The sequence below is a fragment of the Cellulosimicrobium sp. Marseille-Q8652 genome, assembly GCF_965112045.1.
In genome coordinates this window covers 979,971-994,152 of record NZ_CBCOPS010000001.1, presented here as the reverse complement: position 1 = coordinate 994,152, position 14,182 = coordinate 979,971, and the positions used below count along the sequence as shown (strand labels likewise).

At 75.2% G+C, this 14,182-nt stretch carries 13 protein-coding genes; 5 read left to right on the top strand and 8 right to left on the bottom strand.

Annotated features, from left to right (window positions below):
* Positions 1 to 29 precede the first annotated feature (29 nt).
* Positions 30 to 650 (top strand): GNAT family N-acetyltransferase, encoded by a 621-nt coding sequence (locus ACWPWV_RS04365; protein ID WP_454041730.1) that lies wholly within the window; start codon positions 30 to 32, stop codon positions 648 to 650.
* A gap of 107 nt (positions 651 to 757) precedes the next feature.
* Here ACWPWV_RS04365 and ACWPWV_RS04360 read toward each other — a convergent pair whose 3' ends face one another.
* From ACWPWV_RS04360 to ACWPWV_RS04350, 3 genes are read right to left on the bottom strand one after another with little or no spacing between them, the layout of a single operon-like run.
* The gene (locus ACWPWV_RS04360; protein ID WP_454041729.1) at positions 758 to 1,822 is read right to left on the bottom strand and encodes a MaoC/PaaZ C-terminal domain-containing protein; all 1,065 of its coding nucleotides are present in this window, start codon (positions 1,820 to 1,822) and stop codon (positions 758 to 760) included.
* On the bottom strand, positions 1,819 to 3,240 hold the full coding sequence (locus tag ACWPWV_RS04355) for a 3-oxoacyl-ACP reductase (protein WP_454041728.1): 1,422 nt from the start codon (positions 3,238 to 3,240) through the stop codon (positions 1,819 to 1,821). The genes ACWPWV_RS04360 and ACWPWV_RS04355 overlap by 4 nt, the downstream gene beginning before the upstream one ends.
* Before the next feature lie 28 nt (positions 3,241 to 3,268).
* A complete protein-coding gene (locus tag ACWPWV_RS04350) occupies positions 3,269 to 4,576 on the bottom strand; it encodes an acetyl-CoA C-acetyltransferase (RefSeq protein WP_454042808.1) in 1,308 nt (435 codons plus the stop codon).
* Positions 4,577 to 4,860: 284 nt separating this feature from the next.
* Here ACWPWV_RS04350 and ACWPWV_RS04345 point away from each other — a divergent pair, with 284 nt between their 5' ends.
* Positions 4,861 to 5,640, top strand: coding sequence for a TetR family transcriptional regulator (locus tag ACWPWV_RS04345; RefSeq protein ID WP_454041727.1), 780 nt, complete (start codon positions 4,861 to 4,863; stop codon positions 5,638 to 5,640).
* Positions 5,637 to 7,769 carry an acyl-CoA dehydrogenase family protein gene (locus tag ACWPWV_RS04340; protein WP_454041726.1) on the top strand — a complete coding sequence of 711 codons (2,133 nt, stop codon included), beginning with the start codon at positions 5,637 to 5,639 and terminating at the stop codon, positions 7,767 to 7,769. The genes ACWPWV_RS04345 and ACWPWV_RS04340 overlap by 4 nt, the downstream gene beginning before the upstream one ends.
* Positions 7,770 to 8,034: 265 nt before the next feature.
* Here the strand turns inward: ACWPWV_RS04340 and ACWPWV_RS04335 are convergent, their stop codons facing one another.
* From ACWPWV_RS04335 to ACWPWV_RS04315, 5 genes are all read right to left on the bottom strand, one after another.
* Positions 8,035 to 8,886: a DUF2599 domain-containing protein gene (locus ACWPWV_RS04335; protein ID WP_454041725.1), complete on the bottom strand. Its 852-nt coding sequence runs from the start codon at positions 8,884 to 8,886 to the stop codon at positions 8,035 to 8,037.
* Positions 8,887 to 8,899: 13 nt separating this feature from the next.
* Positions 8,900 to 9,355 (bottom strand): NUDIX hydrolase, encoded by a 456-nt coding sequence (locus ACWPWV_RS04330; RefSeq protein ID WP_454041724.1) that lies wholly within the window; start codon positions 9,353 to 9,355, stop codon positions 8,900 to 8,902.
* Between the two features lie 57 nt (positions 9,356 to 9,412).
* Entirely contained in the window at positions 9,413 to 9,808 is a 396-nt protein-coding gene (locus tag ACWPWV_RS04325) for a DUF2568 domain-containing protein (protein WP_454041723.1), read from the bottom strand.
* A gap of 35 nt (positions 9,809 to 9,843) precedes the next feature.
* Positions 9,844 to 11,310, bottom strand: a complete 1,467-nt coding sequence (locus ACWPWV_RS04320; RefSeq protein ID WP_454041722.1) for an APC family permease — start codon at positions 11,308 to 11,310, stop codon at positions 9,844 to 9,846.
* 61 nt (positions 11,311 to 11,371) lie between these two features.
* Positions 11,372 to 12,451 carry an EamA family transporter gene (locus ACWPWV_RS04315; RefSeq protein ID WP_454041721.1) on the bottom strand — a complete coding sequence of 360 codons (1,080 nt, stop codon included), beginning with the start codon at positions 12,449 to 12,451 and terminating at the stop codon, positions 11,372 to 11,374.
* A gap of 88 nt (positions 12,452 to 12,539) precedes the next feature.
* Between ACWPWV_RS04315 and ACWPWV_RS04310 the strand changes: the two genes are divergently transcribed.
* A complete protein-coding gene (locus tag ACWPWV_RS04310; RefSeq protein ID WP_454041720.1) occupies positions 12,540 to 13,436 on the top strand; it encodes a LysR family transcriptional regulator in 897 nt (298 codons plus the stop codon).
* Between the two features lie 101 nt (positions 13,437 to 13,537).
* A complete protein-coding gene (locus ACWPWV_RS04305) occupies positions 13,538 to 14,104 on the top strand; it encodes a hypothetical protein (protein ID WP_454041719.1) in 567 nt (188 codons plus the stop codon).
* Positions 14,105 to 14,182: the final 78 nt, after the last annotated feature.

Genomic DNA, 14,182 nt, shown 5'->3' with positions numbered 1-14,182 from the left:
CGTGCCGCACGGAGACCGTCCGTGGTGGGATGTCCCCCGTGCAGCACGACACCCGGCTCGACGGCTTCGGCGTCCGGCTCGTCCCGCTCGCCGAGCACCACGCGCCCGCGCTCGGCGCCCTCGTCGACGACGGGATCTGGGCGGGCATGTCGAGCCCGACGCCGCGGGGTGACGAGGCCATGACCGCGTACGTGCGCGACGCCGTCGCGGCGCCGGGCCGGCTCGCGTTCGCGGTCCTCGGGCCCGCGCCGGACGCCGACGCCCGGACGGGCGTACCCGACGACGCGTGGCAGGTCCGGGGGAGCACGTCGCTCTACGAGTGGGTCCCGGCGCAGGGCAGGGTCGAGCTCGGCTCGACGTTCTACGCCCGGCGGTGGTGGGGTGGCGCGACGAACCCGGCGTGCAAGTACCTGCTGCTGCGGCACGCGTTCGACGAGCTCGGGGTGACCCGGGTCGCGCTGCGCGCCGACGCCCGCAACGCCCGGTCGATCGGCGCGATCACCCGGCTCGGCGCGCAGCCGGAGGGCGTGCTGCGCAGCCACCGCGTGGCACCGGACGGGTCGCGCCAGGACACGGCGTACTTCTCGATCCTGCTCGACGAGTGGCCGCCGGTCCGCGACGGGCTGCTCGCCCGCCTGCGCGCGTCCTGACCGGCGGCTCGACCCTCTCGTGGGCGGCGTGATCCGCGTCGTGGGTACGCCTGTGGACGACCGCGGTGGCCGGTGCGACGTCGCGACGGTGACGAGGTCCGCCGTGGTCAGCGTGGGACGACCGTGCCCGACAGGTGCAGCCGGCCCGTGCGGTCCCAGGCCAGGAAGGTGAGGCCTGCGTCCCGGTTGCCCGCGCCCTGGGGCTCGGCCGGCGCGACCTGCGCGACGGCGTCGCGCACCTCGGGGCTCACGCTCGCGGTCGGGCGGACGGCGACGTCGACCGTGCTCGGCAGGAGGACCGGCCTGGCGAACGTGACGGTCCAGTCGTACGTCTCGCCCCGCGCCGGGCCCGCAGCGGCGAGCGCGCGCGCTGCCGTGTACATGCCGTGGGCGATCGCCCGGGGAAACCCGAACGCCTTCGCGCCGAGCGCGGACGTGTGGATGGGGTTGCGGTCGCCCGACACGGCGGCGTACGCGCGACCGGTCCCTGGCCCGAGCGACCAGCACGCCGTCGGGAGCGGCGGCACGAACGTGTCGGTGCCGGAGGCCGCCGGAGCGTCCTCGTGGCCCGGCTCCTCGGGGAGACGCACGCCCTTCGCCAGGTAGGTCGAGACGCCGCGGTACGCGAGCGTCGTCGCGGGCAGCCCGGAGCCGGCCGCCCGTTCCGCGTCCGTGCGCTCGACCGAGATCTCGGTGACGAGGTCCACCTGGGCGCCCCGCCGGTGCGGGCGCAGGTCGCGGGCCCACGCGCGGACCTCGAGCGAGTCGCCGAGGCGTACCGGGCGCACGACGGACACCGAGTTCGCGAGGTGCACCATGCCGAGCAGCGGCAGCGGGAAGTCCCCCCGCACCATGAGCGCCGTCGCGAGCGGGAAGCCCAGCACGTGGAGGTAGCCGGCCGGCAGCACGTCGGACGGCGCCTCGCCCACGACCTCGGCGTACCGCGCGAGGTGCTCGGCGCTGCCGACGGCGCCGGGGACGGCCTCGTCGCCCGTCGGGACTCCCGCGACGCGGTGCACGACGTCGGGCAGGGCGAGGACGTCGTGGCCCCGGCGGGGCAGGCGGCGCGCGGCCGCCAGGCGGGCCGACGCCGCGACCCCGCGAGCGTAGAGACCGCCGAGACCGGGGACCGCGGGCAGCGTCTCGACCCGCTCCTGCGGGGCGGCCGTCACCGGCCCACCATGCTCTGCCCGCACACGCGCAGCACCTGACCGTTCACGCCCGCCGCGTCGGGGGAGGCGAGGAACGCGATCGCCTCGGCGACGTCCACGGGCTGCCCGCCCTGCTGGAGCGACGAGACGCGGCGCGCCACCTCGCGCGTGACGAACGGGATCGACGCGGTCATCTCCGTCTCGATGAACCCCGGCGCGACGGCGTTCGCGGTGCCGCCAGGACCGGCCGGACCCTCGAGGAGACGCGCGAAGGCGCGCGTGTGCCCGATGACGCCCGCCTTCGAGAACGCGTAGTTCGCCTGACCGCGGTTGCCCGCGATGCCGCTCGTCGACGCGAGCGACACGATGCGCGGCTCGCCCGAGAACCCGTTGGCGCCGAGCAGGTACTCCGTGATGCGCACCTGCGCGGCCAGGTTCACGGAGACCACGGCGTCCCACTTGTCGGCGGACATGTTGGCGAGCAGCTTGTCGCGCAGGATGCCGGCGTTGTGCACGAGGACGTCGAGACCACCGTGGCGTGCCCGGGCGTGCTCGAGGATGCGGGCGCCCGCGTCGTCGGAGGTCACGTCGAGCTGGAGCGCGGTGCCCCCGATCTCGTTGGCGACCTTCGCGAGCGACTCGCCCGCGGCCGGGACGTCCACGACCACGACCTTCGCGCCGTCGCGCGCGAGCGTGCGCGCCACCTCGGCGCCGATGCCCCGCGCCGCGCCCGTGACGACGGCGACCTTGCCCTGCAGCGGTCGGTCGGTCGTCCGGGCTCCGGCGGGGGAGGCGGCGACGGAGGCGGACTCGCCCGTGGCCGAGGCCGTGCCCTCGTCCGCCGTGGTCGCGGCGCCGACGCGCAGGACCTGGCCGTCGACGAACGCCGACCTCGCGGAGAGGAAGAACCGCAGCGTCGCGAGGGCGCTCGCGCTGTCGACGGGGACGTCGTCGGTGAGCTGGACACCGTTGCCCGTCGCGCCGTAGCGCAGCTCCTTGGCGACGGAGCGCAGGAAGCCCTCGACGCCCTCGCGCGTCGCGGCCAGCTCGGGGGAGTCACCGTCGGCGGGGGCGCGCGAGATCGTCACGACCCGGCCGTTCGGCGCGAGGCGGCGCAGGTTCGCGGACAGCGCCATGACGGTGCCGGAGACGTCCTGCGGCCGCTCGGCCTGCGTGAGCACGACGACGATCGCGCCCCAGCGGACCTGGTCGTCGGCGTTCTGGCGCACGTCGAGCCCGAACGCGTCGAGCAGCGCGGTGGCGACGCGGTCGGCGTCGTCGTGGACGCCGGGCGTCCCGCCGAGGACGAGGACGGGCCCGACGGTCAGCGGGTCGCCCGCCCGGTAGCGGCGCAGGACCGCGGGGCGGGGCAGTCCCAGCTTCTTCGCGAGCGTCTTGGTGAAGCCGGAGTTGACGGCCTTGACGTAGGAGTCGGTCACGGGGTGGTCCTCTCGGTCGTCGGGGCGGTCAGGCGGTGGCGGGGACGGACTCGAGGATCGCGGCGACACCGAGACCGCCGGCCGCGCACACGGAGATCAGCGCTCGGGCGGGACGGCCCGTCTCGGCGGACCTCGCCGCGAGCAGCTTGGCCGCCGTCGCGACGATGCGGCCGCCGGTCGCGGCGAACGGGTGACCCGCGGCGAGCGACGAGCCGTTGACGTTGAGCCGGGCGCGGCCGATCGAGCCGAGCGCGCCGTCGAGGCCGAGCTCGGTGCTGCAGTAGTCGTCGTCCTCCCAGGCCTTGAGCGTCGTGAGGACGGTCGACGCGAACGCCTCGTGGATCTCGTAGAGGTCGAAGTCGCCGAGCGAGAGGCCGTTGCGCGCGAGCAGGCGCGGGACGGCGTGCGCGGGCGCCATGAGCAGGCCCTCGTGGCCGTGCACGAAGTCGACGGCCGCGGTCTCGGCGTCCACGACGCGCGCGAGCAGGGGCAGGTCGCGCGCGGCGGCCCACTCCCGCGAGCCGAGGAGGACGGTCGACGCGCCGTCGGTGAGCGGTGTGGAGTTCCCCGCCGTCATCGTGGGCTCGGTGCCCTCGAGCCGCTTGCCGTAGACCGGCTTGAGCGCGGCCAGCTTCTCGAGCGACGAGTCGGCGCGCAGGTTCTGGTCGCGCACCAGCCCGCGGAACGGCGTGACGAGGTCGTCGAAGAACCCGGCGTCCCACGCCGCGGCGAGGTGCTCGTGGCTCGCGAGCGCGAGCTCGTCCTGCGCCTCGCGCGTGATGCCCCACCGCGCCGTCGTGATCGCCTGGTGCTCGCCCATCGACAGGCCCGTGCGGGGCTCGTCGGTCGCGGGCGTGAGCGGCGCGAGGTCGGACGGACGGACCTTCGCGAACGCCTTGACCCGCGCCTGGAAGGTCTTGGCGTGCGAGGCGTCGAGGAGTGCACGACGCAGGCCCTCGCTCACCGCGACGGGCGCGTCGGACACGGTGTCGCTGCCGCCCGCGATCGCGGACTCGACCTGGCCGAGGCGGATCTTGTTCGCGACGGCGATCGTCGCCTCGAGCCCGGTCGCGCACGCCTGCTGGAGGTCGTAGGCGGGGGTCTGCGGCGAGAGCGACGAGCCCAGCACCGACTCGCGCACGAGGTTGAAGTCGCGCGAGTGCTTGAGCACGGCCCCGCCGACGACCTCGCCGATCCGCTCGCCCTGCAGCCCGAAGCGCGCGACGAGCCCTTCGAGGGCCGCCGTGAACATCTCCTGGTTGCTCGCGCGGGAGTACTTGCCGCCCGCCCGGGCGAACGGGATCCGGTTGCCGCCGAGCACGTAGGCGTCGCGCACGCCGGGGGTCTCGCGTGCACCCCCGCCGCCCGCGCCCTGCTCCGCGCTCGCCTGCGTCGTCGACCTGGTCGCCGGTGTCTTCCTGATGGCCACTGCGTCTCACTTCCTCGTCCGCACTCGCTGCGCTGCGTTGCCGGGTGTCCAAGACCTACAGTACCTGATACTGTCAGTATCGTGAGTCGGGTCACACGATCCGCCCTGCCCGCGACCGGGCGACGGGTGGTGACGGCCGACAAGGGCTCGCGACGACCCAAGACGACACCGATGTCGCGACGGAGGACAGCGTGAACACAAGCGTGGGCGGTGCCGGGGCAGCCGCCGGCATCCGCGGACGGGGCCAGCCCGGTCCGTCGACCGACGGGCGCTCGACCCGCTGGGACGAGCACCGGGCCGCGCGCCGCGCCGAGCTCATCCGGGCCGCCAGCAAGGCCGTGCACCGGGGCGGTCCGGGCGTCTCGATGGACGAGATCGCCGCCGCGTCCGGCACGTCGAAGTCGATCATCTACCGCTACTTCGACGACAAGACCGGCCTCCAGGTCGCGCTCGGCGCGGCGGTCGTCGGGCAGATGCACGACGCGCTCACCCAGGCGGCCGAGGCGGCCGAGACGCCGCGGCGCGCGCTGCGGGCCATGGTCGGCGTCTACCTGGAGATGATCGAGAGCTCGCCCAACGTCTACTACTTCGTCACGCGGACGAGCGCCGTGGCCGGGACCGAGGAGACGGCCGGCGCCGCGCTCGCGGCCGGCCAGGGCGGCACCGGGTCGCAGGCGCCGCTCGCCGCCTTCCTCGACTCGGTCATCGAGCTCGTCGCCGAGCCGTTCGCCCGGGTCACCGACGTCCCCGCCGCCGACGCCGCGGCGTGGGCGGCCGGCGCCGTCGGCTTCGTCCGGGGCGCGGGCGAGTGGTGGCTCGGTCACCGCGACCGCCCCGGCACCCCCGACCGCGAGCAGCTCACCGAGCGCGTCGCCGCCTGGCTGTGGGCCGGTCCGGTCGGCGTCCTCTCCCAGAACCCCGGCACGCACCGCCCCGCGACGTCGTCCTCAGCACCCAAGGAGTCCCGATGACCGCCACGTCCGACCGTCCCGCCCTCAGCCCCGTGGACGGCTCCCTCACCCCCGGCTCGGACGCGCGCGTCGACGTCCCGGGCCTCGAGCGGCTCCTCCTCGGCCGCTGGGCCGAGCTGCGCGCCGCGGCGCGCGCGACCGCCGGGGAGCCCGCCTTCTGGCGCGTCGAGGGCCAGAGCAAGGAGGTGCACCGCGAGCACGTGCTCGAGCAGATGCACCTCCTCGCCGGCAAGCAGCAGGTGTGGCGCGGGTACCCGGAGCGCCTCGGTGGCGCCGACGACCCGGGCGGCAACCTCGCGGGGTTCGAGGAGCTCGTGGCGGCGGACCCGTCGCTGCAGATCAAGGCGGGCGTCCAGTGGGGCCTGTTCGGGTCCGCGATCCTGCACCTCGGCACGCCCGAGCAGCAGGACCGGCTCCTCCCGGGCGCGATGGACCTGTCGGTGCCCGGCGCGTTCGCGATGACGGAGACTGGCCACGGCTCCGACGTCGCGAGCATCGGCACGACGGCGACCTACGACCCCGCGACGGAGGAGTTCGTGATCCACACGCCGTTCCGCGGGGCGTGGAAGGACTACCTCGGCAACGCCGCCGTCCACGCGACGGCCGCCGTCGTGTTCGCGCAGCTCGTCACGAAGAACGTCGACCACGGCGTGCACGCGTTCTACGTGCCGATCCGCGACCCGCAGGGGGAGCGCGACGAGCTCGGCCGCCTGCCGTTCCTGCCCGGCGTCGGGGGCGAGGACGACGGCCAGAAGGGCGGGCTCAACGGCATCGACAACGGCCGCCTGCACTTCGACCACGTCCGCGTCCCGCGCGCCGACCTGCTCGCGCGGTACGGGTCCGTCGCCGCGGACGGCACGTACTCGAGCCCCATCGACAGCCCCGGTCGCCGCTTCTTCACGATGCTCGGCTCGCTCGTGCAGGGGCGCGTGTCGCTCGACGGCGCCGCCGTCTCCGCGGCCAAGCTCGGCCTCGCGATCGCCGTGCGGTACGCGAACGAGCGGCGTCAGTTCACCGGGGCGTCCGCGACCGACGAGGTCGTGCTGCTCGACTACGGCACGCACAAGCGCCGCCTGATCGTCCCGATCGCGGAGGCGTACGCCGCGCACTTCGCGCACGACCGGCTCCTCGACCTCTTCCACTCGGTGTTCTCCGGCGAGGAGGACACGCCCGAGCAGCGCGAGGACCTCGAGACGACGGCCGCCGCGCTCAAGGCGACGAGCACCCGGTTCGCGCTCGACGTGCTGCAGGAGACGCGCGAGGCGTGCGGCGGTGCCGGCTTCCTCACCGAGAACCGCATCACGAGCCTGCACGCCGACCTCGACGTCTACGCGACGTTCGAGGGCGACAACACCGTCCTCCTGCAGCTCGTCGCGAAGCGGCTCCTCGCCGACTACGGCAGGCAGTTCAAGGGCATCACCCCCGGGCAGATGGCGCGCGTCGTCGTCGAGCGCGCCGGCGACATGGCGCTGCACCGCACGCCGCTCAAGCGTGCGGCGCAGGCGCTCGCGGACGTCGGCGACCCCCGTCGCGCGGCCGGGCACCTGCGCGACGCGGAGACGCAGCGCGCGCTCCTCACCGACCGCGTCGAGACGATGGTCGCCGAGGTGGCCCAGGCGCTGCGCCCCGCCCAGAAGGCGGACCCCGAGACGGCGGCCAACCTGTTCAACGCGCACCAGGTGGAGCTCGTGGAGGCCGCCCGCGCGCACGCCGAGCTGCTGCGCTGGGAGGCGTTCACCCAGGCACTGCCGACGGTCGAGGACGAGGGCACGCGCGACGTGCTCACGACGGTCCGGGACCTGTACGGGCTCAGCCTCGTCGAGCGCCACCTCGCGTGGTACCTCCTCAACGGCCGCCTCTCGTCGCAGCGGGCGCGCACCGTGACGAGCTACCTCGACCGCCTGATCGACCGCCTGCGCCCCCACGCGCAGGACCTCGTCGACGCGTGGGGCTACGGCCCCGAGCACCTGCGCGCGAAGATCGCGTCGGGGGCGGAGAAGGAGCGCCAGGACGAGGCGCGCGACTACTACCGGCGCCTGCGCGCGAGCGGCGACCAGCCGCTCAGCGAGAAGTCGCTCCGCAAGGCCGAGAAGGCCGCGAAGGGTTCGTCGGTGGCCACGCGCCACTGACGCCGCGCCACCGGGCCACCGCGTCGACCCGGACGCGAGTGCCCGGCGCGCCCACCTGCCCCGACGCGCACGGCGGAGCGGTACCGCCGGTCGGGGCCCGGCCCGGGCGTCGTGACGACCACCAGCCGTCGCGACGCCCGGGCCTCCTGCTGTGCCGAGCACGACCTCACGGTCGTCCTGACGCCTCTGGCGGCCTCCAGGTCGTGCTCGACGGCGCGTGAGGGTCTTCTCGAGGGAGTCACGTGGGCGTCAGGGCGTCAGGGCGTCAGGTCGGGTTGCAGCGGGCCGCGAGCACGGCGACGAGCCCGACGTCGGGCCGCCACGGCTCGAGGTTCCACGTCGCCTTGTCCGGCGCGCCCAGGGCGTGGCAGACGAGCTGGTCGTGCATGCCGGGCGTGTCCGCCTCGGGCTCGGCGGCGACGAGCGCCGTCCACAGGACGTCCTGCGCCGCCGTCCCGCCGGTGCGTCCCCAGCCGGTCGGGTCGACCGCGAGCGACCGCCCGCCCTCGCGCTCGCCCCAGACCGCGGTGCGCAGGGCGGCGGTACCGAGCGTCGTCGTCACGGTGCCGCCCGGGGTGCCCGACGCCGCAGCCTCCGCCGCGTCGACCGTCAGCTCGACCCGGGTCGGCCCGACCACGGCGAACCGGGCGCGCGCCGCGGTCCCCGGCCCGTCGGGCCGGGTCAGCCCGCCGACGGGCGTGCCGTCCGCGGCCAGGACGGTCACCGTCCCGTCGGCGTTCGCGGCGAACGTCCCGGGCGTCGCGAGCACCAGCACGACGGGCTCGGTGCCGACCTCGACGGTCAGCGTCGTCGCGCCGTCGGCGTCGGCGCCCACCTCGACGGGCCCGGGACCGCCGTCGTCGGGGGCGGCCTCGGCGGAGCGGGGCACCTCGAAGTCCACGGCCACGTCGTCCGAGGTCACGCGCGCCGTGTCGACGGTCGACGTCGGCGGCTCCTGCGGGGAGGGCTCCTCGGCGCCGGGCGCGGCGGTGCCGGCCTGCGTCGTGCGTGCGGGCGCCGCCGGGTCGTCCGCCGTGCACGCACCCGTCGCGCCCAGGGCGAGCGCGGCGGCGAGGGCGAGCACCGCGCGTCGGGCACGGCCGGGCGACCGGCTCATGCGGCAGGTGTCGTCACGAGGGACCGGCTGCCGGCGCGGCGGGGAGGAGGCCCGCCCACCGTCGCGCGACGTCGACGAGCCCGGCGCGGTCGAGCCCGTCGACCTCGTCGGGCGCGAACCAGCCCACGTCGTCGGTGCTCCCGTCCTGCTCGACGGCCAGCTCGCCACCGACGACGTGCGCGCGGTACACGATCCGGATCCCGTGCATCGCGTGGTCCCGGTCCTCGGGCCGCAGCCGGTCGGCGGCATCGACGACGATGCTGTCCACCCCGAGCAGCCCGTCGAGCTCGACCGCGTACCCCGTCTCCTCCCTGACCTCGCGCACCGCCGCGTCCTCGGGGCGCTCGCCCGGGTCGATCCCTCCCCCGGGAAGGGTCCAACCGCTGCGACCGCCCTCGCTCCAGCGGGGCAGGAGCATCCTGCCGTCGTCGCGGACGATCACGGCGTAGGCGGCGACGCGGGTCCTCATGGCCCCATCCTGCCCGGGTGGCGCGCGGGAGCGCACGACGACGAGGAGTGGGCGGGCTCAGCGGTCCCTGGCGAGGGCGAACGCCGTCGTGCCGACCAGGGCGAGCCCCACGCCCCACCACACGAGCCCGACGGCGGCGACGACGAGGCCGGCTGCGACGAACAGCGTGACCTGGGCGTCGAGGCGCCACGGCTGCGACATCCGGCGCGGGGCGCGCGGAGCGAGCCAGCGGCCCCAGGTCACGATCGCGACGCCGGGGAGGGCGAGGGCGAGGAGCACGCCGAGCAGCACGGGCAGCGGTGCGGTCAGGCCGGTCGTGGTCCCGAGCCGCCAGCCGGCGACGGCGAGCAGGACGACCAGCGCGAGCTCGCTGAGGAGCGCGAGGACGTCGGTGGGGCCGACGTGCCGCGCGCGGGGGGCACCCGCTGCCGGGTCGTCCGTGCGTCGGGCCATGCGCGAACGATAGGCCCTCCGCCCGCCGTGGCGGCTCACTTCTCCTCGACGTCGTCCTCCAGGCGCGAGACGTCGGAGAACTGGATCTGCCGGTGCCGCACCGCACGGTTGTAGAGCCACGTCACGAACGACAGCACGACCCCGAGCGCCACGAGCGCACCGGCGATGACGTACTGCTCCTGCTGCTCGGCGCTGCGCGCCCACGGGCCGGCGAGGTAGCCGCACGTCAGGGCGCCCAGGACCGCGAGCGGCGTCCGCGTGCGGAAGTGCTCGTGGTCGACGGGCCTGCGGCGCAGCACGAGCAGCGCGACGTTGACGATCGTGAACACCACGAGGAGCAGGAGCGACGTCGTGCCGCCGAGCAGCGCGATCGCGTTCGCCCCGTCCTCCGTGCCGGACTCGCGCACGACGTACGTGATCAGCGCGAACGCGATGGCCGTCGTCACGAGGATCGACACCCACGGGGTACGACGGAAGGGCAGGACCCGCCCGAACGCGCGCGGCAGGACGCCCTGGTTCGACATCCCGTAGAGCAGGCGCGACGCCATGAGCATGTTGATCAGCGCCGAGTTGGCCACGGCGAACATGCCGATGAACGGGAAGATCGTGTCGAACGGCAGGTTCGGCGCGCCGGCCGCGACGACCTGGGTCAGCGCCGACCCCTTCGCCTCGTCGACGAGGTCCCCCACCGGGACGAGCGCGACCGCGGTGATCGCGACGAGCACGTAGATGACGCCCGTGATCGACAGGCCGGTGAGCATCATGCGGGGGAAGTCGCGCACGGGGTTCTTGCACTCCTCGGCCATGTTGACCGAGTCCTCGAACCCGACCATCGCGAAGAACGCGAGCGTCGTCGCGGCGGTCACCGCGAGGAAGACGCTCTTGTCGTCGGCGCTCTCGAACACGACGACGCGCGAGAAGTCGGCGCGGCCCTGCGTCGTCGCCCACAGCCCGACGAAGATGACGAGCAGCAGCCCCGAGAGCTCGACGAGCGACAGCACGACGTTCGTCCGCACGCTCTCCGCGACGCCCCGGAAGTTGACCAGCGCGACGAGCGCCATGAAGCCGAGCGCGATCCAGAGGCGACCCGCCCCGCCCGTCTCCAGGCCCAGCCCGAAGCCGTCGGAGACGAACCCGGCGAACGCGTTGGACGCCGTCGACGCCGACGTGATGCCCGAGCTCATCACCATGAACGCCACGACGAAGGTGAGCAGGTGGATGCCGAACGCCTTGTGGGTGTAGAGCGCGGCACCGGCGGCGCTCGGGTACTTCGTGACGAGCTCCAGGTAGGAGAACGCGGTGATCGTCGCGACGACGAACGCGAGGAGGAACGGGAGCCACGCGGCGCCGCCGACCTCTCCCGCGACCTGGCCCGTCAGGGCGTACACGCCCGTGCCGAGGATGTCGCCGACGATGAACAGGAGCAGCAGCTTGGGGCCCATGACCCGTCGCAGCTCCGGCTGCTCGCGCCGTGCCTCCGTCTGCCCTGCGGTCTGGCTCATGAGAGGCTCCCTCGCGTCCCGGCGACCCTGACCTCCATTCGACCGCGCCGGGGGGAGTTTGTCAGTGCGCGGGCGTGCGTGTCGCGGCGCTCTCCTCGCCGAGCCCCGGGTCCGTGGGCACGTCGGGCCGCTGGTGACCCGCAGGCGGGGGTCCGGCCGGCGGGGGTCCGGCCGGCGGGGCCGGCAGCGCGGCGCCCCGACGTCGCCGGCGCAGGACGCCCGTCGTGATCGCGACGCCGAGCAGCAGCACGGCGCCGCCCGTCGCCTCGGCGACGTTCGGGACCTCGTCGAGGACGAGCCACGCGGCGAGCATCCCCACCACGGGGACGAGCATCGTGAACGGCACGACCGCCGACGCGGGGTAGCGCGCGAGGAGCCCGTTCCAGATCCCGTACCCGACGAGGCTCGCGAGCCACGCGGTGTACGCGGTGGACAGCAGCGGGGCGAGCGTCAGGTGCGTGAGCGCGTGCCCGACGGCGTCCGGCCCGTCCGTCCACAGCGCGAGCCCGAGCAGGGGGACCGGGACGACGAGCGCCGACCACACCGTCATCGACAGCCCGTCGGCCCAGGCCGGAGCGGGGCGTCGCCGCGAGGTCGTGCCCCGGTCCGCCGAGGCCGTACCCCGGTCCAGCCCGGCCGCAGCGCGGCTCCCCGACCGCCGCTGGACGACGTTGCCGACCGCCCACGACGCCGCCGCTGCGAGCGTCACGACGAACGCGAGCGCCGGCGTGGACGCGCTGCGCCCCAGCCCGACGACGACCAGCCCCGCCGCACCGACCACCACGCCGACGAGCTGCCAGCGCGTCGGCACCTCGCGGAGCGCGAGCGCCGCGAACAGCACGGTGAGCCCGACCTGCGCCTGCAGGACGAGCGACGCGAGCCCGGGCGGCATGCCCAGCGCGAGGGCCGTGTAGAGCAGGCCGAACTGGCACAGGCTCATGAAGAACCCGACGAGGAGGACGTCCTGCCAGCGGGCGGCGGGCCGCGGGACGAGGAAGATCGCCGGCACGAGCACGGCCACGAACCGCAGGGCGACGAAGAGCGTGGGCGGCAGGTCGCCGAGACCGAGGTCGATGACGACGAAGTTCGCTCCCCAGATGACGGCGACGAGGACCGCGAGGAGGGAGGGGCGCAGGGGCATGGAGCCAGCCTGGCCGCTCCGTCCGTGCACGTCCAGCGCACAGACATGACGCATTCCCGGTAGCAGGGCTGCACGGTAGCGTGGGGCCATGATCGACCTCGCTGCCGTGGACGCGCTCGTCGCCGTCGAGCGCACGGGCACCGTGCACGCCGCGGCCCGGGATCTCGGGTACACGCCGTCGGCGGTGTCGCAGCAGGTCAAGCGGCTCGAGCGGGAGCTCGGGGTGCGGCTGCTCGACCGCGAGGGCCGCGGGGTCGTGCTCACGTCCGCCGGCCGCCGCGTCGTCGACGAGGGGCGCGTCCTGCGCGAGCAGGTCGAGGCGCTGCGGTCGCGCCTGCACGACGCCGGGGCGCGGCCCACCGGGACCGTGCGGCTCGGGACCTTCTCGACGGCGGTGCGCGGGGTCGTCGCGCCGCTCGCCGCGGCCGTGCGCGCGGACGAGCCCGACCTGCGGCTCGTCGTGCAGGAGGCCGAGCCGTGGGACGCGGTCGCCGCGGTCGCGGCCGGGACGCTCGACCTCGCGCTGGTGCACCACTGGGAGGGCGTCGGGATCTCGCTCCCGCCGAGCCTGCGCAGCGAGGAGCTGTTCCGCGACGAGGCGGACGTCCTCGTGCACCGCACGAGCCCGCTCGCGGAGCGCGACGCCCTGACCCCGCCCGACCTCCTCGACCAGACGTGGGTCTGCACCCCCGACGGGACGATCTGCTACGAGTGGTTCTGCCACATGTTCGCCCGCGAGCCGCGCGTGCCGCGGATCGACTACCGGTGCCTGGAGTTCGCGTCGCAGGTCGAGCTCGTCGCCCACGGGCTCGCCGTCGCGCTCGTGCCGCGGCTCGGTCGCGGGCCGCTGCCGTCCGAGGTCGTCGCGGTCACCGTGCGCGAGCCCGTCCCGACGCGCCCGGTGAGCGTCGTCTGGCGCGCGACGATGACGGACGCGCCCGCGGTGCGGTACCTGCGGGAACGGCTGCGCGCCGTCGTACCCTGACGCCGTCGTGCTCTCGACGCCGTCGCCGGGCGGGCGGCGAGGAACCCCTCGGTGCCGTGGGCCGTTGCCCAGGCGTGAGCACGCCGACGAGGAGGGGACCGATGACGCACGACGAGCCGACCACCCGAGGAGTCGTGGACCCGACGGCCGTGGCGATCGCGGGGTCCATGACCCTCGCCTGGTACGCCGTCCCCGACCTCGTGCGGCCGCGGTGGACGAGGGCGCTGCTCAAGACGGCGGTCGGCGTCGCGGGTGCCGTGCTCACGGTGGCGTCCACGGCGGACGGTCGCGAGGCCCGGGAGGCGGTGCGGACGCTCCGCAGCACGGTCAAGGGCCTCGACGAGACCTCGGACACGGCCGGCCCCGGGGCCCCGGGCGCCTCGCCTGCGGGTGACGCCGGGCGCGAGGACAACGCGTACGTCGCGGACGTCGGCAGCTCACGGTCTGCCGTGCCGCCGGGGGTCCTCGCGCTGGGCGCGGTCGGCGGGGTGGCGGCGAGCGTGGCGCTCGTCGTGGCCGCGGAGAGGTGGGTGTACCGCCGCGGGGAGGCGCTGCGCGCCCGCGGCGTCCGGTTGCCGCACACCCGCGTGGGCCTCGCGATGGGCGCCGTCGCGGTCGCGCTCGCGGTGGCGGAGCCCTTCCTCCGTCCGCCCTCGTCGACGGACTGACCGCCGCGGACGACGTGGTCGACCCGGGCGCTACGGGGTGCTAGGGTCTCGCAACATACCGAACGGTCGGTCTGTCCG